General features: G+C 42.3%; 18 protein-coding genes and 1 tRNA gene. 13 read left to right on the top strand and 6 right to left on the bottom strand.

Annotated elements, in window-relative coordinates; all coding sequences use genetic code 11:
• Positions 1 to 40: 40 nt before the first annotated feature.
• The gene (locus AC6JAD_RS03620) at positions 41 to 616 is read left to right on the top strand and encodes a PhnA domain-containing protein (protein ID WP_461302510.1); all 576 of its coding nucleotides are present in this window, start codon (positions 41 to 43) and stop codon (positions 614 to 616) included.
• 1 nt (position 617) lies between these two features.
• Here the strand turns inward: AC6JAD_RS03620 and AC6JAD_RS03615 are convergent, their stop codons facing one another.
• Both AC6JAD_RS03615 and AC6JAD_RS03610 read right to left on the bottom strand, forming a co-directional pair.
• Positions 618 to 1115, bottom strand: coding sequence for a hypothetical protein (locus AC6JAD_RS03615; protein ID WP_461302511.1), 498 nt, complete (start codon positions 1113 to 1115; stop codon positions 618 to 620).
• 3 nt (positions 1116 to 1118) lie between these two features.
• A complete protein-coding gene (locus AC6JAD_RS03610; protein WP_461302512.1) occupies positions 1119 to 2507 on the bottom strand; it encodes a dipeptidase in 1389 nt (462 codons plus the stop codon).
• Positions 2508 to 2643: 136 nt separating this feature from the next.
• Between AC6JAD_RS03610 and AC6JAD_RS03605 the strand changes: the two genes are divergently transcribed.
• A tRNA-Leu gene (locus AC6JAD_RS03605) sits at positions 2644 to 2725 on the top strand.
• Between the two features lie 77 nt (positions 2726 to 2802).
• Here the strand turns inward: AC6JAD_RS03605 and AC6JAD_RS03600 are convergent.
• Positions 2803 to 3879, bottom strand: a complete 1077-nt coding sequence (locus AC6JAD_RS03600; protein WP_461302513.1) for an adenylate/guanylate cyclase domain-containing protein — start codon at positions 3877 to 3879, stop codon at positions 2803 to 2805.
• 662 nt (positions 3880 to 4541) lie between these two features.
• Here AC6JAD_RS03600 and AC6JAD_RS03595 point away from each other — a divergent pair.
• From AC6JAD_RS03595 to AC6JAD_RS03545, 11 genes are all read left to right on the top strand, one after another.
• Positions 4542 to 6236 carry a hypothetical protein gene (locus AC6JAD_RS03595; protein WP_461302514.1) on the top strand — a complete coding sequence of 565 codons (1695 nt, stop codon included), beginning with the start codon at positions 4542 to 4544 and terminating at the stop codon, positions 6234 to 6236.
• A 1298-nt stretch (positions 6237 to 7534) separates the two neighbouring features.
• Positions 7535 to 10129 carry a TrlF family AAA-like ATPase gene (locus tag AC6JAD_RS03590; protein ID WP_461302515.1) on the top strand — a complete coding sequence of 865 codons (2595 nt, stop codon included), beginning with the start codon at positions 7535 to 7537 and terminating at the stop codon, positions 10127 to 10129.
• An 11-nt stretch (positions 10130 to 10140) separates the two neighbouring features.
• On the top strand, positions 10141 to 10698 hold the full coding sequence (locus AC6JAD_RS03585) for a hypothetical protein (protein WP_461302516.1): 558 nt from the start codon (positions 10141 to 10143) through the stop codon (positions 10696 to 10698).
• A gap of 281 nt (positions 10699 to 10979) precedes the next feature.
• Positions 10980 to 11516, top strand: a complete 537-nt coding sequence (locus AC6JAD_RS03580; protein ID WP_461302517.1) for a DUF2199 domain-containing protein — start codon at positions 10980 to 10982, stop codon at positions 11514 to 11516.
• A gap of 27 nt (positions 11517 to 11543) precedes the next feature.
• Positions 11544 to 12260, top strand: coding sequence for a DUF434 domain-containing protein (locus tag AC6JAD_RS03575; RefSeq protein WP_461302518.1), 717 nt, complete (start codon positions 11544 to 11546; stop codon positions 12258 to 12260).
• A gap of 552 nt (positions 12261 to 12812) precedes the next feature.
• Complete coding sequence (locus AC6JAD_RS03570) at positions 12813 to 13109, top strand: S24 family peptidase (RefSeq protein WP_461302519.1); 297 nt, start codon at positions 12813 to 12815, stop codon at positions 13107 to 13109.
• A 669-nt stretch (positions 13110 to 13778) separates the two neighbouring features.
• Positions 13779 to 15170 (top strand): RtcB family protein, encoded by a 1392-nt coding sequence (locus AC6JAD_RS03565; RefSeq protein WP_461302520.1) that lies wholly within the window; start codon positions 13779 to 13781, stop codon positions 15168 to 15170.
• A 3-nt stretch (positions 15171 to 15173) separates the two neighbouring features.
• The gene (locus AC6JAD_RS03560) at positions 15174 to 15728 is read left to right on the top strand and encodes a nucleotidyltransferase family protein (protein WP_461302521.1); all 555 of its coding nucleotides are present in this window, start codon (positions 15174 to 15176) and stop codon (positions 15726 to 15728) included.
• Between the two features lie 21 nt (positions 15729 to 15749).
• The gene (locus tag AC6JAD_RS03555) at positions 15750 to 16691 is read left to right on the top strand and encodes a C45 family autoproteolytic acyltransferase/hydrolase (RefSeq protein WP_461302522.1); all 942 of its coding nucleotides are present in this window, start codon (positions 15750 to 15752) and stop codon (positions 16689 to 16691) included.
• Positions 16688 to 17389, top strand: a complete 702-nt coding sequence (gene prfH / locus AC6JAD_RS03550) for a peptide chain release factor H (protein WP_461302523.1) — start codon at positions 16688 to 16690, stop codon at positions 17387 to 17389. The genes AC6JAD_RS03555 and prfH overlap by 4 nt, the downstream gene beginning before the upstream one ends.
• Before the next feature lie 85 nt (positions 17390 to 17474).
• Positions 17475 to 17888 carry a hypothetical protein gene (locus AC6JAD_RS03545; RefSeq protein WP_461302524.1) on the top strand — a complete coding sequence of 138 codons (414 nt, stop codon included), beginning with the start codon at positions 17475 to 17477 and terminating at the stop codon, positions 17886 to 17888.
• Positions 17889 to 17890: 2 nt separating this feature from the next.
• Here AC6JAD_RS03545 and AC6JAD_RS03540 read toward each other — a convergent pair whose 3' ends face one another.
• From AC6JAD_RS03540 to AC6JAD_RS03530, 3 genes are all read right to left on the bottom strand, one after another.
• Positions 17891 to 18280, bottom strand: coding sequence for a pYEATS domain-containing protein (locus AC6JAD_RS03540; protein WP_461302525.1), 390 nt, complete (start codon positions 18278 to 18280; stop codon positions 17891 to 17893).
• Between the two features lie 10 nt (positions 18281 to 18290).
• On the bottom strand, positions 18291 to 18911 hold the full coding sequence (locus tag AC6JAD_RS03535; protein WP_461302526.1) for a hypothetical protein: 621 nt from the start codon (positions 18909 to 18911) through the stop codon (positions 18291 to 18293).
• Between the two features lie 146 nt (positions 18912 to 19057).
• Positions 19058 to 19471 (bottom strand): hypothetical protein, encoded by a 414-nt coding sequence (locus AC6JAD_RS03530; RefSeq protein ID WP_461302527.1) that lies wholly within the window; start codon positions 19469 to 19471, stop codon positions 19058 to 19060.
• Between the last annotated feature and the right edge of the window lie 3 nt (positions 19472 to 19474).

Below are 19474 nucleotides of genomic sequence, written 5' to 3'. Positions count from 1 at the left end.
ATTCATTTATTCTGCTACCTTTGCCGAAATTGCATACCCTATGAGTATTGAGAGAGCATTACATAAACGTGCCGAAAACAAATGTGAGCTTTGTGGAGCTGCAGAGAAGCTAATTGCCTACGAGGTTCCAAGCTCTCCATCGGTTGGTTTGGAAAGTCATATACTAACCTGTGAAACCTGTACCTCTCAATTCGATATAGAGGAAAGGGATGCCAATCATTGGCGGTGCCTTAACGATAGCATGTGGAGCCCCGTTCCCGCCGTACAAGTTATGGCTTGGCGTATGTTGCACCGACTAAAATCGGAAGGTTGGCCACAGGATCTGCTGGATATGATGTATCTAGATGAAGAGTTGGAAGCTTGGGCCGCAGCGGCTGGGGATGCAGAGGACAAAAGCAATGCTATTGTGCACAAAGATGCTAATGGCGCAGTACTCCAAGCTGGAGACAGTGTGGTGCTCATTAAAGACTTAAAGGTGAAAGGGTCCAGCATGGTAGCCAAACAAGGTACTGCCGTTCGACGGATTTCCTTAGATCATGAGAATTCTGAATATATTGAAGGGAAGATAGATGGTCAGCACATTGTTATTGTGACCAAATATGTAAAGAAATTGTAGTTTATTCTTTCGAAGAATTTCCACCTACAAAAATAGAAGCCACCCCTGCGATCATTCCCACAATCAATAGAATATCGCCATAGCCCCAATGCAGAATTTTTAAGATAGCTCCCAGTACGATCCCAACGCCCGCAACGGTATAGAGCAGTATCTCCAAGCCATTCTTTTTAGAGGATTTTTCATTTTGAGAAATATAAGCGATGATCAGTACGACCAAGGATAGCTGTGCCAATCGGGTAAACACATGGCCATAACTCCAATGAAACACTGCAAAAGCATAATGTAGGGTTGCGAATATGGCAAAGAAAAGCTTTGCATAATCCAGAAAGGACTTTTTACCCTTATTGAAAAAGTGCAAGGGATAAAGGATGAGTATTCCGGCCAAGCCTACCATTAGGACTTCCTCATCGTATGCCATATGAAGCAACTTGAGTAATATCCCTACCAAAACCACTGCCACTGCAATTCGCCATGGTTGATGGACACGCAGCCTAGCCATACCTTATTTGCTCATTTCAGTAAAGTAGTGATAGAACATGGGAATGGTTTCAATCCCTTTTAGGTAATTCCAAATCCCGAAATGCTCATTGGGCGAATGTATCGCATCGCTATCCAACCCGAAGCCCATAAGTATGGTTTTGCTTTTTAGTTCTTTTTCGAACAAGGCCACAATAGGAATACTTCCCCCGCTTCTTTGTGGTATTGGGGTTTTGCCGAAGGTAGCTTCGTAGGCCATAGAAGCCGCTTGGTAGCCCAAACTATCTATAGGTGTCACATAGGCCTGTCCTCCATGATGTGGGGTTACCTTTACTGTCACCCCTTTAGGGGCAATGTTTTCGAAATGGTTTTTGAAAAGTTCCGTGATCTGTTCCCAATTTTGATCGGGAACCAAGCGCATGGAAATTTTGGCATAGGCCTTACTGGCGATAACCGTTTTGGCACCTTCGCCTATGTATCCGCCCCAAATTCCGTTTACATCCAGAGTAGGGCGAATGGAATTTCGTTCATTGGTCGTATATCCTTCTTCCCCATAGACATCTTCAATATCCAAAGCCTTGGTATAGGCCTCTTTGCTAAAAGGCGCTTCCGCCATTTTATCACGCTCTTCCCTAGACAGTTCTTCCACATCATCATAGAATCCGGGAATGGTAATATGTTTGTTTTCGTCGTGAAGGGAGGCAATCATTTTTGTTAGAACATTGATGGGATTGGCCACGGCACCACCGTACAATCCGCTGTGCAGATCTCGGTTGGGACCGGTAACTTCTACCTCTACGTAGCTCAAACCACGGAGTCCAGTGGTTATGGACGGAATGTCGTTGGCAATCATGCCCGTATCGCTAATAAGGATAACATCGTTAGATAGTTTTTCCTGATTGCGCTCCACGAACCATCCCAGGCTTTCACTACCTACTTCTTCTTCACCCTCTATCATGAACTTTACGTTACAGGGAAGTTGCCCTGTATTGGTCATATATTCCAAAGCCTTTACGTGCATGTACATCTGTCCCTTATCGTCGCAACTTCCGCGGGCAAATATGGCTCCATCGGGATGCAGCCCTGTCGTTTTAATAACAGGCTCAAATGGCGGACTGTCCCATAGGTCTAACGGGTCTGGTGGTTGTACGTCGTAGTGTCCGTATACCAGTACAGTGGGTAGGTTGGGATCTATGAGTTTTTCACCATAAACGATGGGGTATCCCGGGGTTTCGCAAATTTCTACATGATCGCAACCAGCATGTATGAGACTTTCCTTAATCGCTTCCGAAGTTTTAATCACATCCTCTTTGTAAGCCGAATCGGCACTAATGGAAGGAATTTTAAGCAATTCGATCAGTTCGTTGATAAATCGGTCTTTGTGTTGGTCTACGTAGGCTTTTGCGCTGTTCATTAAAAAGGTATTTGTAATGTATAATGATAGAATGACGAAGGTACGAAAAGATGTAATTTTTGAATAAAAGTTTGTTTGTTAATTACAAATCTTCCTTATATTTGCCGTCCCTAAGAAGTACTATACTTTTTATCACGCGGCTGTGATGGAATTGGTAGACATGCTAGACTTAGGATCTAGTGCCGCAAGGCGTGGGGGTTCGACTCCCTTCAGCCGCACAAAGCCCTCGAAATCTCGGGGGCTTTTTTTTATTGGATTATAGCAAGGAAAAAATATCCATTGTAACCATTCCAGCCTACGGACGTACCGCATAGATCCCCACTTCGTCCTGTTTACCCTTAAGCGGGATATTGCCTAACAACTCGAATTGAAAGGCGCTATAGCTCAGGGCGTCTTTTAGGTTTTCCGAGATGAGCAGCTCCTGGCCATACTCATTGCACTTATTCTGTATTCGGGATGCCGTATTAATGGTGTCGCCATGATAGGCGATCTCCTTTTTGTACTTGCCTACCTCGGTGGCAATAACCACCCCTCCGTTTAACCCGGCCTTAAAAAAAGGCATGCAGTTGTACTTTTTTAGGTAATAGGCTTCCTTTTTCTGCAATCGTTTCTTGAAGTTATAAAAGGCGTGTATACAGTTTGCCTTGCGCAATCCTGTCTTCAAATTCCAGGTGAGGACCGCCTCATCGCCCACATATTGATAAATCTCTGCCTCATTTTCTATCACAACACCCAGATCGTTAAAACAATCCTGTACCAGCCTACTATACTTTATATGTCCCAATTGCTCGGCCAGTTTGGTAGAGTCCTTTAAATCGAGGAACATAAAAATGCGCTTCTCTTCGTGGGGTTCGTAAAACTTGCCTATGAGTATTTTCCAAAGATTGTTTCCTCCCAACATAAGGTTTACCTGCCATAGGGCCGCCATAAAAAAATCGGTGGTGAGGATAAAAAAGTAGATGGCACTGCTTCCCTCATCGAATATGAAATCGCGCAAACTAATATCTATTCCTAAAAGGGGAGGCACAATGATATAGGAAACGGTTATCAATAACGCTAGGATGACTACCGAAAGGGCCAAACGAATAATTAACAACCTTCCTGCAGAAATGCGTTTGTAGAATCGTTCGCCCGTAATGATTTGGGCATATCCCGAAATGGCCCCGAACACGGGTCCCATAGTGATACTATAGAATAAACTGGTGGCAATATCGAAATCTACAGCCCCGTCCTCCGTGGCTCCGACCCCACGTATAATGGTTAGGAACATAAAAGCCAGGGTCCACCCTGCGGAGAAAGTGGCAATAATCTTTAGTCTGCGAATGTTGGTAAAAGTCACCCGTTTTCTTGCTGGTTGTGTATTGTTATTCAAATGTAGGTAATTAAACGGAGGTCACCTCAATGCCCCAAATTAGGTCGCCGAGTGGTTTCCAGCAGGGAAATTGTATCGAGGGGACGAGTTCCCTTATGACCTTACTCCCTTTTATGGAGAATAGACGCGGCCAAGCTCCGAGATTCAGGTCTGTCATGGGCAGGCCGCGGAGTTGGCAAGTCGGTTTTCGGCGCAGCTGAAAAATTCCTTATAAAAGGCCTCGTTTTTTTCGTTCTTTTTTTGGAGGGGCAAAAAAAGGACAGGAAGAAAAATATATTGTTTCCAATGTTTTAATACACATTGCAAATTGTATCGAGGTGACAGCCATCCCGACACTTCGATACACTTCTCACTTTGTTCGAAGCACTCAGTGTCCCAAAGTAGGTCGCCGAGTGATTTCCCGGAGGGAAATTGTATCGAGGTGGCATGTTTCCCTTCGGGGATTTCCCTACATTTTGTTTCCCCTCGATACGTTTTGCTTCGCAAAACACTCGGGGAACAGCAAAACACTCGGGGACCCAAAAAACAAACCCTCCATCACCCAATTCAATCATTACCATAAAATCCCTACCTTTATACCACTCCCCAGCTTTTACTCCAGAAAATCCCGAACTGGAATGTTCTATAGCATAGTAAGAACATAATTTAAAAGCTATATACCCATGAAAACCAAACCCACACTCCGATCCGCAACCCGAGCGGTTAAAACCCTGTTGTTAAGTAGTATACTAGTTACCCTCTTCCTGTTCGCAAGCTGTAAGGACAAGGCCAAAACCCAGGAAAACGATAAGGATATCATATTGGCGACCCCAGAAGTGAGCCAGAAAGTACATGTGGCCTTTGCCGGAGGGGGTTGGAGAGCCCATACCGGACACTCTGCCTGGACCATTGGGCTTCTGGAAAACGGCACCTATTCATTGAACAACGTATTTGCCAATGTAGGAACCATGTCTTCCAACTCTGGAGGAAGTTGGTTTAGCACCATGCTCATGTATTCCAGCGATTTTGTGTCCGATATCGAAGCCAAGGATGCTTCCACCACTTGGGCTACTTCCAGTGGTTGGATTGGCAAGCAAAGAAAACTCTTCGATGCCGCTCCCTGCGGAAGTGAACCCGAGGGTATTTATTTGGAATGTGTATTCGATTATTACACCAATAAATCCTACACGGGCGGAACCTATTGGAAACTAATGGTCGAAAACCTAGTGTTTAAAAGTTATCCGTTGGGCAGTACCACACTCGGCGATCCACATCAGTCCTGGGCCGCGAACAAACCCCTTTTATTGGCCTCTACGCTACTCACCAATACCGTGGTGTTAAATAGTGAAGATAATGTTACCAATAACCATCGCTACTATCAGGCGTGCCTTGCCCCCAGCGAACCACAGTTAAATGGCGATTCCGGATCCAATTGTACCGATGGAAGACCAGCCGATGTTACCCCAGCCACCTTTTCCAGCATTCCTTCGGGCAGTAGTTACCAGCCTTCGCCCTTCTTTGCCGAATTGGGAACCAATACCCAATCCTGTACGTTTAACCTAGGGTACACGGCCGACTATGTCGTAGAAAGCGCCCCCAAGTTTACAGAACCATTAAAGTTACCCTTAAAAGACAGCAGTGTACCCGTAATGACGGCTGCTGCAGCGTCCAGTGCAGCCGCAGGATTTGGAGCCAGCGAGCATATTACGGGGGCTTTCGATCTTTCCTACCTGTTCCAGGACAATGCTGTAAGCTTTGGCATGTCTGGTGGTTCTGTGGACTATGTCGATACCGAAGGTTTGGACCTTCAAACATTGTCTAACCAGAAAGTAGTGCGTCTGGCCGACGGAGGTGCAGCCGACAATTCTGGAGTAGCCCAGTTGGTACGATCCTTACAACTGAACAACCAGGCAGATGGCTTTAACATTGTAGCATTCGACAATGTATCGGACATTACTGTCATCACGGGCGCGGCCAATGTGGGGGTAGACATTGCCAGTCTGTTTGGGTATAAAGATCCCCTTTGTGTAGATTTAAAACTCATCGAATACTGCATCACGACCCCCGATTTGCAAATCTTTGAAGCTACCCCCTTAACCAGTACTAACCACACCTGGGCCTATACCCCGAGTGCCAATCAGTTGGTGTATACACAATATGCGGTGACGACAAAAGCCAATCCAGCATTGGGCATTGCGGGAGGCACCAAGGGAACCCTGCATTCCTTTACCTGTTCGTATCCCAAGGCGCTTACCGCACCCATAGATGGCGATACCAATTTCGATGGGTACGCCAATATGTTCACCTTTATTAACAATGGTCTCAATGCCAACAATGGAGAAGGGTTAAAGTACTTAAGGACTGCGTTGGGGTTGTAGGTTGATTGCTTTTTGAACTTCGGTACTTTTTGCTTCCCCTCGATACTTTTTGTTTCACAAAACACTCGGGGGTCGACAAAACACTCGGGGAACAGCAAAATAATCAGTGTCCCAAATTAGGTCGCCGAGTGGTTTCCCGCAGGAAAATTGTATCGAGGTGACGAGTTCTCTCATGACCTTACTCCCTTTTATGGAGAATAGACACGGCCAAGCTCCGAGATTCAGGTCTGCCATGGGCAGGCCGCGGAGTTGGCAAGTCGGTTTTCGGCGCAGCTGAAAAATTCCTTATAAAAGGCCTCGTTTTTTTCGTTCTTTTTTTGGAGGGGCAAAAAAAGGACAGGAAGAAAAGTATGTTGTTTCCCCTCGATACTTTTTGTTCCCCTCGGTACATTTTGTTTCACAAAACACTCGGGGAGCAAAAAAAGGAATCCGAAAGCGGGTCGCCGAGTGATTTCCCGCAGGGAAATTGTATCGAGGTGACAGCCACATCCCGACACTTCGATACACTTCTCACTTCGTTCGAAGCACTCAGTGTCCCAAATTAGGTCGCCGAGTTATTTCCGCAGGGAAATTGTATCGAGGCGACAACCACCCCGACATTTCCAAGAAATGTATCGAAGCGACATATAGAAGGAACCAAAAAGCCAACCCTATGACAAAAATTTTTACACATGTAAATTATTTTGTCATTTCCCCAAACGCCCATCCCAACCCAATAGGTGATATGGTGAACGAATGAGGTTCTGAGCTTATCCTGTTGAGTTCCAAGCTGGTCTTTTGGAGCTCTTAACCCATTAATGGAGTCTCCCAACCTAACTCGCTACGTCCCGAACCAAGCCAGCTTCGTTCAAAGCTAAGTGCAATACGTTAGGCAACCTAGTTGACTTCCTACCGAAGCAAGCCGGCTTAGTAGCGCAACGTATCCAGCTTACTTCAGAACCCCACCAGCTTAGTCCTGCAACGTATTGAGCTTAGTAGTACAACGTATCGAGCTTAGTGGTATAACGTATCTAGCTTACTAGAGGAACGTAGTCAGCTTACTAAAGAACGCTATCGGCTTAGTAACACAACGTATCCAGCTTAGCGCCACAACGTAGTCAGCTTACTTCAATACCCTAGCGAACCCGCATCACTCATCACTTTTCACCCATCACCCATCACTTCCTACGGAAACCCACAACCTCATTCCCATATTTTTCCTACATTTATACCTCTCCCCAGCTTTTTATTCCAGTATTTGGTAGGTGATTCTAGTTGTAAAAAACTAAAGTAATGTCTTTAATCGATGCTTGAATAAAATGAATAATGGAAAAATAGAAAAAGGTTCTGAATGGAGAAAATGGGATTTGCATTTTCATACACCTTCATCTTATGATTATGAAGATAAATCGGTAACCAATCAAGAAATTATAGATACCCTTATTGCAAATAACATTTCGGTTGTGGCTATTACCGACCACCACGTTATGGACATTGAAAGAATTGCTGAACTTCAAAGATTAGGGAAAGCAGTGGGAATAACGGTTCTACCTGGAATTGAATTTTTATCTGATGCAAGAGGTAGAGCACCCATACACTTCATTGGAATCTTCTCAGAATATTGCAACTTAACTCATATTTGGGGACAAATTGAGAACAAAACTAACATCTCTAAAATTAAAGGCGAAGGCGCAAAAATCAATGAAGTTTATTGTAATCTTGAAACAACAATTGAACTGATTAAAGAATTAGGTGGACTTACCAGTATTCATGCTGGAGACAAATCAAATACAGTTGAAAACATCACTCATTCTTTACCACACGGAGAAGCTCAAAAAACGCTAATAGCCAAAACTGTTGATTTCTACGAATTAGGTAAACCAGATGATAAAGATGGCTATTTAGATGTAGTATTTCCTGCCATCAAGAAGCATATTCCTATGATTATATGCTCTGATAATCACAACATTAAAGAATACATTTTAAAAGAAAATTGTTGGATTAAAGCAGACACGACATTTGAAGGTCTGAAACAGGTTGTTTATGAACCAAAACAAAGAGTAAGAATTCAAGCATTAAAGCCTCACGAAAAAGCAGGTTACCAAGTAATTGATTCAATCAAAATATCACATAGCGACTTCAATTCTCAAACTATCTATTTTAATCAAAACTTGAACTCAATTATAGGTGGACGTTCAACTGGAAAGTCGATTTTATTGGGTGCAATAGCAAAGAAGTTAAATAGTGATAAAGAAGTAAAAACAGGAAACGAAGATTACATCAACTTTGTAAACGAGGTTGTAGAAAACTTAGTAGTAACGTGGAAGGATGGAACTGTTAATAATAAAAGAGATATTGAGTACTTTCCACAAAGCTATATGTACACATTGGCAAGGAACAAGAACAAAGAACTTGATAACCTTATAGAAAGCATTATAAAACAGGATAGTTCAAAAAATCAACTAATTTCTAAATATGAAACATTTAGTAGCGAGAACAATACTGATATAACAAATAAGGTCAACAAGATTTTCCACTTACAAGAAGACTTGGTCAAAAGACGTAATCTCTTAAAAGAAAAAGGAGACAGAAAAGGAATTGAGGCGGAAATTGAAAAACTCACAAAAGAATTAGCAGAATTAAAAAGTAAATCTCAAATATCAGAAGATGATTTGGAGAATTATTCCAAATTAAGAGCAAAAAAGGATTCAGTATCTAAAGCAAATGAGATTTTAGGAGATGAAATATCAAGAATTAACAATCTCAAAGAGAAGTTCTTCATCAACAAAGAGATTGATTTTGAACTCGTTTCAATTTCTGAAAATAACCGTAAAGAAATCAAGCTAAAATTTGACGAGTTAAGAGCAAAGTTTCAACGAGAATGGGAAGAAGAAATTGATAAAATTCAAGCCACCAACTCATCCGTAAGACAAGCGAATGAAAAAACAATTGATGAAATCAATAAAACCCCTATTTACATTAAAGGTTTAGAAGCCTTTCAGAATAACTCTCAATACCGAGATGTAGAAAGAAAATTAAAAGTTCAAAAAGATAAGCTTGCTGATATACTTGTAATTAAGACAGAAGTTGACAAGCTTAAAGAACAAATTGAATCTTTCAAAACATCTATTAAAGATGCTCATCGAGAATATTTGAACAAAATCGAGGCATTTAAAGAGGATTTAAGTGTTTCAAGAGAAAAACTCGAAATCAAGGCTTCAGCAAAACTTAGCAAGCGTGCCTATAAAGATTTGTTATACAGTAGCATTAACCAACAAAGCTCTCAAGGGCAAAACGTTGTTGGAGTTAAGTTAGAAACTAACGAAAACTATTTTAGTTCTGTCAATCAGCTATTTGAAAAGCTATTAGAGAAAAAAGTTACGCTTAAAGGACAATACAATCATAACTCATTATGTCAAAAGTTGATGGCAAGTAACTTCTTTGAAGTATCATACGATATAGTTTACGATGATATCTTTAATCAGATGTCTGAGGGTAAAAAAGCTTTTGTCGTTCTTCTATTGTTACTTGATTTTAGCAATAAAGATTGCCCAATATTAATTGACCAACCTGAAGATGATTTGGATAACAGAGCTATTTATAAAGATTTAGTTACATACTTGGTGAAGAAGAAAAAAGAACGCCAAATAATACTTGTTACTCACAATCCGAATATTGTGGTTGGTTCAGATTCCGAATTAATTATTGTGGCTAACCAAAACGGAAATGATTCGCCCAACAAAAATGGAATCAAATTTCAATATGTTTCTGGCAGTTTAGAAAATACTCGAGAATTTGACAATTCTATAGTGATTACTCTGGATTCTAAAGGTATTAAAGAACACGTTTGTGAAATACTTGAAGGTGGAAATGAAGCTTTCAAACAACGCGAAATGAAGTATAACATAAAATAATTTTAAGTTAAATGAGATCTGGAGAAAAGCACGAAAATATTTTAATGGAATTATTTGAAGAAGGAAGAAATTGGTTCTTTGAAAAGGAAATTGATAATATTTTGGCTGGAGTCAATGAAAGAAATTTATGTGGGAGGTTAGCAATGTATTTTGAAAAACTGCTTGATAAACATGGATTGTCGGAATATTATTCTGACCCCGAATATAACAGGAAGCAAAATGGTGAAATAAAAACTATCCTTGATAACGAAATGAGGGTTATAAAGATCAATTGTGACATTATAGTGCATAGTCGAGGTAAAAATATTGGAAGAGATAATTTATTGGCTATAGAAATGAAAAAATCTAATAGACCCGAACTTGAAAAGCTAAGTGATAAAATAAGATTGCGGGCATTGACAAAAGAAAGCTATGATAGTGTATGGTCAATTGATGGTAAAACTTATCCTGAACATGTTTGTGGATATGAACTAGGAATTTATATGGAGTTAGATATTGAGAGGAGAATATGTCTTTTTGAGAGTTATGAAAAAGGAACTAAAATTTTGGATTGGAATGAAAAATTTTAATGGTTACTAGAATGAATGGATTTTTACCAAAAGACATAACTCGAATTAAAAATATTACGAATAGGGAAACAGGGAAGGCTTATTTAGATCCCCTGCTAGCGCTCGTCTCCAGACGAGTGCTTCCATACGAGTAAGCGAGAAACCCGTCCCATTTTTAAGTAAATTGCAGGGATAGTAACCCCCCGCTAGCGCCAGTCTCCAGACGGGTGCTTACATCATTATAAGTAAGGACTTACAGTTCACGAGGCAACAAGAAGCAAGATTTACATTACTTTTATAGAGTGTTCTGGAAAAGAAAGAAAAAGAAACCCAACGAATTTACATGCACTACATGTGGGCAAGTACATACCGAATGGCCTGCTTTAGCTTTTAAGGCGCCTTTTAGTTATGCCTGTCTTTCGGATCAAGCCCAAAAAGAACGCGCAAAGTTAGATACAGACTTTTGTGAAATTCGACACGATGAGCAAACCGATCGTTTTATAAGGGTAATCTTAACCCAAAAAGTAAACGATCATTGTTCTAATTTGGAGTACGGAATGTGGGTTTCCCTAAGCAAGAAAAGCTTTTTCGATTACCTGGAAAATTTCGACAACCAAAACCACGAAACCACTTATTTTGGTTGGCTGTCTAATATGATTCCAGAATATGATGACACTCTACATATTCCCTGTAATGTAATGACCAAAAAGGGAAATACCCGACCAGAAATATTCCCGTATGATGACCATGACAATCCATTCGTTAAGGATTATTACAACGGTATTTCCAAAGAAGAAGCACAAAAACGGATTGACGCAATGCTGAACAATGTTGAGTAATGCTGCATAATTCCTTGATTCTATTTTATGAAATCACCCAGAAACAGAGGCAAAGAAGGCCGGGACGATCTATTGTTCGGTACTCAGAAGGTACAAGCTACTATTAAGGAAGCGGTGGCCGATATGCACTACCTGCTATCCCGTGGCTATGCAGAGAAATCTGCTTTGCAATTGGTAGGGAATCGACATCGGCTTAATGTTCGCCAACAAAAAGCGGTACAGGGCATGAGTGCCTCGGCAGCGCAAATTGCCCAACGAAAGCAAACCGAGCTGTCGTTGGAGCAATTAAAAGATCAGGAAATCGCTATCGATGGCTTTAATCTCCTTATCATTTTAGAGAGTGCCCTATCGGGCGCGTATGTGTTTAAGGGCTTGGACGACTGCTATCGCGATCTTTCCAGCGTACACGGTACCTACAAACGGGTACAACAAACCGAAGGCGCCCTGCTATGGGTGGGCGATACCCTCATGGAACTACAGACGGGGAATGTACTGTGGTATTTCGATCAGCCTGTTTCCAACAGTGGCCGCCTCAAAACCCTCTTGGGCCAACTTGCCCAGGAAAAGGACTACGATTGGACCATAGAGCTGGATTACAATCCCGACAAACTCCTGGCCGATAGCGACCGGGTAGTGGTGAGCTCCGATGCCTGGGTACTGGATCGCGCAGGACGGTGGTGCAATCTCGCCATGGAGTTAATTGAAAGTAAGATTTCAACGATGCAGGTGGTGTTTGCGGAGTGAGTAGTGAGTAGTGAGAGATCGTCTTAGCATTATACCGAACTCCGAGTGGACCGACCGTAGGGAGGTTTGTATCGAGGAGTGAGGAGTGAGGAGTGAAGTGTGATGGGTGAGAGATCGTCCTAGAGTTATACCGAACTCCGAGTTGACTGACCGTAAGGAGGTTTGTATCGAGGAGTGAAGGAGTGAAGGGTGAAGCGTGACAAGTGAGTAGTGAGTAGTGAGTAGTGAAAGATCGTCTTAGCATTATACCGAACTCCGAGTGGACCGACGGTAAGGAGGTTTGTATCGAGGAGTGAAGGAGTGAAGGAGTGAGTAGTGAAAGGTGAAGTGTGATGGGTGAGAGATCGTCTTAGCATTATACCGAATTCCGAGTGGACCGACTGTAAGGAGGTTTGTATCGAGGAGTGGCAAGTGAAGCATTAATTCATTAAAAAATTTGGAAGTATCCCACTAATTATTACATCTTTGCGGGAGTTCATTGAAATTGTTCTTTTGAAATTTTATGGGATATGTGGGTCAATAGTGGCTTACATAACGTATAAAATGAAAATTATGAATTGGAAAATTCAAAAATTAAGTAATGGCGAGACCATTATTTCAAAAGAACCCGGTAATTCTATGCTACCTGTCTTAAAATCGAAGCAACCTGTTAGGCTTGTGCCCATCTCATGGGAAGATTGCGAGGTAGGGGATATCGTTTATTGTAAAGTGAGAGGAAATTGCTTTACGCATCTGGTAAAAGGAAAAAACGATAAACGTGGCTTGCTTATTGGTAATAACCACGGTAGAATTAACGGATGGACAAAAAATGTGTATGGTAAAGTAGTAGAAATACTACCGATGTCGTAGACATTCCAAAATAAGTATAACTAAAACATATATATGAAGCTACGTAAATCACATATCGGGAACGCCTTAGGGGCATTTTTCTGTCGTGTGCATGGATAGTGGAACAAGAAAAATGATGTACCAAAAGGCGTTCAAGAAATTGAACGCTTTTTTTTTTGGACTTTTTTTCCGGTTCCCTCCATGGCCCGATGCGCCACCACAAAAAATGCAAATCGCTGCCCTCCAAGTGGTTGTGTTTTATACGGATATCCGCTTTAGCGCGGACAGGGAATAGTATGCCTTAAATGAAATATAAATAACTGATAATCAATTAATTAAATCAAAATTTTTGTTGTGTAATTCAAAAATTGGTTTCATATTTGCACCGAAATAATTACACACAAATTTTAAAACTGAAGTAAGATGAAAAATGACAATTCATTACAGATCGTAGGTATGAAACGCTGTTTCGTGGTACGATTGCTTCGGTCCTTCTTACCCATGTAATTTTCAGATTACATAAAGGAGTCCGAAGCCCGCCAAGAGTTTCGGACTTTTTTGTTGGTCCAAAGTAAGCCAAGGGTTCACATTGGGCATGGACAAATTCCATTTCGAAACTTCATTACAACATCACGGGAGCCATCCAGTATTGGACCACGCTACCGCAGTATTAAATTAATACTCCTAATCATGGGAAAGAAATTAAGCGGAAAGGACCTCATTAAACTAGGCTTTCCAAAAAACAATAGCATTAATATCACCTTGGGTCAGATAAATCGCTATCAGAAACGAAGAAAAAAAGAACAGATATTACAAGAGGCCAAGCAGGTACTCCTTAATCCCGAAGCCTATAAAGGCGACGGCGTTTGGGGCAAGATTGCCGAAAGTCTGTTAGATCCCGTAGTGGTGACCAGACAAAAGTTGAACTCGGTTCGTGCACCTTTCCAAATGTATGGGGAGAACGAAATCGATGAGCAGGCAAAGTTCCAACTGTACGATGCCCTTAAACTGCCCATTGCAGTTGCGGGAGCTCTCATGCCCGATGCGCATACCGGTTATGGTTTGCCCATTGGCGGGGTATTGGCCACACGCAACGCCGTGATTCCTTATGGAGTAGGGGTAGACATTGGATGCAGGATGTGTTTAACCATCTATCCTATGAAAACGTCCTACCTGAAAGGGAAAACCCATCAGTTGCAAAATATGCTTTCCGAGCATACCAAATTCGGGATGTACGAAACGCATAAAGTGAAGCATGATCATGAAGTCTTTAGCCGGGAGGAATTTAACACCATTCCCTTGGTGAAAAGACTGAAGGACAAGGCGTACAAGCAACTGGGGACTTCGGGAGGTGGAAACCATTTTGTGGAATTTGGCGAAGTGGCCATTACCGACCCTAGCAATGAGTGGGGATTAGAGGTAGGCCAATACCTCGGAATCCTTTCGCACAGTGGGTCTCGAGGGCTTGGCGCGAATATTGCAAAGCACTACACTTATTTGGCCACAAAGCAGTGTCCATTGCCGAAACATGTGCAGCAATTGGCGTGGTTAGATCTAAATACCCACGACGGACAGGAATACTGGCTCGCCATGAACCTAGCTGGGGATTATGCCCAAGCTTGCCATGACGACATCCACGCCCGTTTGGGGAAACTATTGGGATCTAAACCCGTGGCCAAGATCGAGAACCATCACAATTTCGCTTGGAAGCAACAAGTGAACGGTGAGGATTGTATCGTGCACCGTAAAGGGGCAACACCGGCGGCCAAAGGGGAACTGGGAATCATTCCGGGATCCATGACCGCACCGGGATACATTGTTCGCGGGAAGGGCAATGCAGAAAGCCTACAATCTGCTTCGCATGGAGCTGGGCGCCTGCATTCCCGAAGAAAGTGTAAGGAGCAATTTACGCGTAGTGATATCAAAAAAGCCCTAGCCGAAAAGGAGGTAACCCTAATCGGTGGTGGGATAGACGAGGCCCCGATGGCCTATAAGAATATAGAAACCGTGATGAACAACCAACGGGAATTGGTAGACGTAGTTGGGAAGTTCACACCTAAAATCGTCCGAATGGACAAATAAATTATGGGAGCAAATCACAACACAAATAGATACGGTGAGCTATGGCCCGAATATAGAATTGAAATGGGTATAGCCATCCTGAAATTGCTAAAACTATGGGTAACCCTCTCTGGAGGTTGGGCCTGGCATTTTATGTCGCCCGATGACCACCCCGAGTTTAAACACGCACACGATCATAAGGATATCGACATTTTCGTACATCCTGAAAATGTGCCCCAGGTAATGGCGATTCTTCAGGAAGAAGGGTTCCAGAAAGTTTGGACCCGATATGATCATTTACCGAACCCTGAAAATTTCAGGCGTTACGAGAAAGTAGAATGGCTTCCGGAAGGAAGACCGGTTCGCATCACGATCGATTTTTTTGAAGCGCGCGAATTGGATACGATTCAGGTAGATGGATGGAACCTGGTGGCTCCCAAAACTTTATTGGGCTACTATTCGAACATTCATTCAAGCGACAAGTGCTGGGCGGTAAAGGCCGCCAATGAACTCGTGGCAAAAGGATTGGATCCGGTGAAGCACGAATTGCTTATAAAAAGTCCAGTAGTGGCAAAATAGGTATAAACAAGAATGAAAACGATGGAAAGAATAGTCATAAACTTAGATACACCACCTTACGAGCGTTGGCTTTGCCTTGAACCTTATCGCAACGAGATAACGGTGTTGATACACACCTATCTTGCCGATTTGGAAGATGCCTCTTTCTTCGAAACGATCATCGACTACTACAAGGTAGCATGTATTGATGAAACTTATGTAGAAGAACTACGGGGAATCGCATCTTTTACAGGATTTACAGTCGATAATTTATTAATCGCCAACCTGTACTATGATGCCCTTAAGCTGGTCTTTGGCTGCACAGCCTTTTCGATACCTACGGCAGAAGGAAACCTGCATGCGAGGAATCTGGATTGGTGGAGCGACAATTACAGCCTGAGGAACTATTCCAAGATTTTCGATTACACAAGGAATGGAAACGTGGTGTTTTCCAGTGTTGGATGGCCAGGATTTATTGGTGTCTTATCTGGAATGAAACCTGGAAAGTTTGCCATTACATTGAATGCGGTATTGAGTGAGGATTCACCAGAATTGGCGCCACCAATTACTTTCAAGATTCGGGATGTGTTGGAGAAGGTAGACTCCTTCGATGAAGCCACTCGCATTTTGTCACAAGATTGTGTGGCTTCAGATTCCTTGCTTTTGGTTACAGGAACCCGGGATAAAGAACGCTTGGTGATTGAACGAACTCCTAAGCGTGCTGCTTTAAGAAGACCGGATGGCAAGAACAACCTTGTAGTAACCAATGGATATCTGGAAATGACTAATAAAGGTATTCCGGGAGATCTGCTTCAGGAGACTTCTTGCGGTAGGCAAAATAGAGCCTTAGAATTATTGAGTCGCAAGAATCCGGAGAACAGGGATGGTTGCTTCGCAATTCTAAATGATGACGAGATTAGAATGGACATCACTATGCAGCAAATGGTCTTTGCGGTAAGTGAAGGAGAAATTTATGTAAGATGAAAAAGAGATCACAAGTAATTCAGTTAACCGCCGGTCGTGGACCGGCGGAATGCTGTTGGGTCGTGGCCCAGGTGCTGAAGTTTTTTGTGGAAGAACTGAAGGCAAAGGGGCTTGCGTATGAAGTCATTCATAGGCAATTGGGTCCGGAGAACGGAACCTTGCAATCGGCTACCGTACAAATAAGCGGTGATATCCCATTGGGTTTTTTAGAATCCTGGTTGGGGACCCTACAGTGGATTGGGAAGTCTGAATTTAGAAAGTTTCACAAACGAAAGAACTGGTTCGTGGGTATGTTTTTGTTAGAGACCCTTGCGGAACCTACCCTTTTGGATAAGGATTTGAAATTTCAGGCCATGCGCAGCTCTGGACCGGGAGGACAGCATGTGAACAAGACCAATTCGGCCATACGGGTGGTGCATATTCCCACTGGGATCAATGTTCAGGTAATGGACAGTAGGTCCCAACATCAGAATAAGAAGATTGCCTTACAACGGCTTCAATTGAAATTGGCCGCAATGCGCCAGGAAAATGTACGACAACAGGTGGAACAACAATGGGAGAACCATTTGCAATTAACCCGGGGAAATCCGGTTCGGGTATTTACGGGATCCGATTTTAAACCGAAAAAGGTGAAGAAGACCAATAAGGCAAAACGCCAACAGGATAAGATGGAGTTGAAAAGAAGACTAATGGAATAAATGATGTTATAATACCCTTAAAGCTCTTTGTTGGCATAACCACGATGGTTACTTTTAATGCATTCATTCAATTCATCTTTCAAAAATGAAACCTATTTTATTACTTCCATTTTTTTTAGTGCTGCCCCTTGTAACTGGGATCGCACAAACCGAAGAAACAATCACCTCTATAGATTTCGTGGAGGTGCTCAACGACAATGTAGACGAGGCCGTGTATTACTACAAAAACAATTGGAACCTATTAAGAATACAGGCCCAAAAGGACAATGCCATACATTCGTACGAGTTGCAAATTAGTTTGCCCAATGAGGAAGGACCAACCTATATTACCTTAAGAACTTCCTATGCCAATAAGGAGCAATATGACAACCGGGAGAACTACTTTGGGAAATTGATCGAAGCTAGAACCCTTAAATTACTTAACGACAAAAAGCCAGGGGAATTCCGTAAAATAGTGCTGGGTTCAGATTTTAAAAAGGTAGAGTATGGGCCTCGCTAGGGTTATTTAATCCTGCGTATTTTAACCCTGTCATCACCTAATTGGTTACCAAAGGTGAGGTAGTGATCTACCTCTGTTACACGACCTTTTACGTCTTCGATCTCTACATGAACGGTAAAAATACCCCAGGTCCAAATAAGCAAACCACAGTCTAGGTTAGAAGGTCTTCGCTCTATGATCTTTACCCTGTTTTTGCCGAAAGTACTATGCAGGGTATACTTTACCTGCTTTACATAGGGCAGGTCGCGCCCTTCCAAGAAAATGCGGACTTTGTATAGCTTTTTCCCGCCACTTGCGGTTTCGCGGTAGTACACGACTTGTTCGGAATCTATGGATTCATCAAAATCGTCTAATGAATCCTTTACCCTGAGATTGTATGTTTTTAATTTCATTCGGTTGCTTCTATCCTACGGGTTCAATACTATCGTCATCTGTTTCTGTGGGATCTTCTTCTTCCTCTTCTTCATTTTCATTGTTTTCTTCAACCACATCTGGAACTACTTCAGGCGCCACGATATCACCCTCTGCAGCACTGTTCGCATTAGATATGACACCTGGGTCGGTGGTAATACCTTCGTTCTTACTTCTTGCAGCAGATTCTCCATAGTAATATCCAATGATCGATCCCAATAATCCGCCCAGTGATGCAATGACCAATTGCATGGCATCCATCATGTTGTCAAAATTCATCTGCGAGCTACCATTGCCAGCCCACATGGCGGCGATGATTAGAATAACAAACAGTAAGACAATCATAAGTGCCAGGAAATGTCGAAATTCCCCTACGATATCCACTAGGGACTGGGTTAAAATATAGGTGATGCTGGTGTTTTCGTCCTTTTGTTTCACTTTTACCACTTTCTCTTTTCCATTTTCATCCTTCACCTTATAATGGGTTTTGTATTTGCCCAAGGCGAAAATCTGGAACAACCAGCGAATAGCTATGACCACAGAAATAATGAGTACAACAAAAAGTAAAACCCCGGTTTGATGGTCTTCAAGAAATATCAAAAAATCTTTCATGGTGGCAGTAATTGGTTAGGTATGCCTTTTCAATAATTATTAGAATGTAGGTATGGGGAAATACCGAAACTAAAGATACTATAAAGTATTGAATTTACGGAATAAAAAACCCCCAGAATTCTGGGGGTTTTGTACTTTTTTTCTTTCTACGCCAACTTCTTATAAATTAAGCCGGCAATGAGACCAGTGACTCCAAAGAAGATCACATAAATAGCAAAATTGATTAGGGTTCCTTGCATATCCATCATATTGGCCGTGGCAAAGTCGATCAACTTTTCGCCCAAACCAATCATGATTCCGGTGAGGATTCCCATGTTGAGTCCCGTGGAAGCTCCATAGTTATCCATTCCGAATTTTCTGTAAATGGAACAGAATCCAAAGGCTTGAATTAAACACCCCAAGGCAAGAAATACCATATCGGGTTGTTCTTTTACGAGGTTTGGAATAAGCATGTTGTCTGCCATAAGGGGTTCTGCAATGATCCCCCATAACAGAAATCCACCACCCATGCCCCAAATTGCGGTAACAAGGGTACTCACAAGGTTCGCTTTAGAAAACATAAT

The organism is Aureisphaera sp., assembly GCF_059726885.1.
Note: the sequence above shows the minus strand (reverse complement) of the source record. Positions and strands in the feature narration are given on the sequence as shown.

Coding starts and splice junctions, on each gene's coding strand:
- AC6JAD_RS03620 (WP_461302510.1), top strand. CDS start 41: ATGAGTATTGAGAGAGCATTACATAAACGTGCCGAAAACAAATGTGAG.
- AC6JAD_RS03615 (WP_461302511.1), bottom strand. CDS start 1,115: ATGGCTAGGCTGCGTGTCCATCAACCATGGCGAATTGCAGTGGCAGTG.
- AC6JAD_RS03610 (WP_461302512.1), bottom strand. CDS start 2,507: ATGAACAGCGCAAAAGCCTACGTAGACCAACACAAAGACCGATTTATC.
- AC6JAD_RS03595 (WP_461302514.1), top strand. CDS start 4,542: ATGAAAACCAAACCCACACTCCGATCCGCAACCCGAGCGGTTAAAACC.
- AC6JAD_RS03590 (WP_461302515.1), top strand. CDS start 7,535: ATGAATAATGGAAAAATAGAAAAAGGTTCTGAATGGAGAAAATGGGAT.
- AC6JAD_RS03585 (WP_461302516.1), top strand. CDS start 10,141: ATGAGATCTGGAGAAAAGCACGAAAATATTTTAATGGAATTATTTGAA.
- AC6JAD_RS03575 (WP_461302518.1), top strand. CDS start 11,544: ATGAAATCACCCAGAAACAGAGGCAAAGAAGGCCGGGACGATCTATTG.
- AC6JAD_RS03570 (WP_461302519.1), top strand. CDS start 12,813: ATGAATTGGAAAATTCAAAAATTAAGTAATGGCGAGACCATTATTTCA.
- AC6JAD_RS03565 (WP_461302520.1), top strand. CDS start 13,779: ATGGGAAAGAAATTAAGCGGAAAGGACCTCATTAAACTAGGCTTTCCA.
- AC6JAD_RS03560 (WP_461302521.1), top strand. CDS start 15,174: ATGGGAGCAAATCACAACACAAATAGATACGGTGAGCTATGGCCCGAA.
- AC6JAD_RS03555 (WP_461302522.1), top strand. CDS start 15,750: ATGGAAAGAATAGTCATAAACTTAGATACACCACCTTACGAGCGTTGG.
- prfH (WP_461302523.1), top strand. CDS start 16,688: ATGAAAAAGAGATCACAAGTAATTCAGTTAACCGCCGGTCGTGGACCG.
- AC6JAD_RS03545 (WP_461302524.1), top strand. CDS start 17,475: ATGAAACCTATTTTATTACTTCCATTTTTTTTAGTGCTGCCCCTTGTA.
- AC6JAD_RS03540 (WP_461302525.1), bottom strand. CDS start 18,280: ATGAAATTAAAAACATACAATCTCAGGGTAAAGGATTCATTAGACGAT.
- AC6JAD_RS03535 (WP_461302526.1), bottom strand. CDS start 18,911: ATGAAAGATTTTTTGATATTTCTTGAAGACCATCAAACCGGGGTTTTA.
- AC6JAD_RS03530 (WP_461302527.1), bottom strand. CDS start 19,471: ATGTTTTCTAAAGCGAACCTTGTGAGTACCCTTGTTACCGCAATTTGG.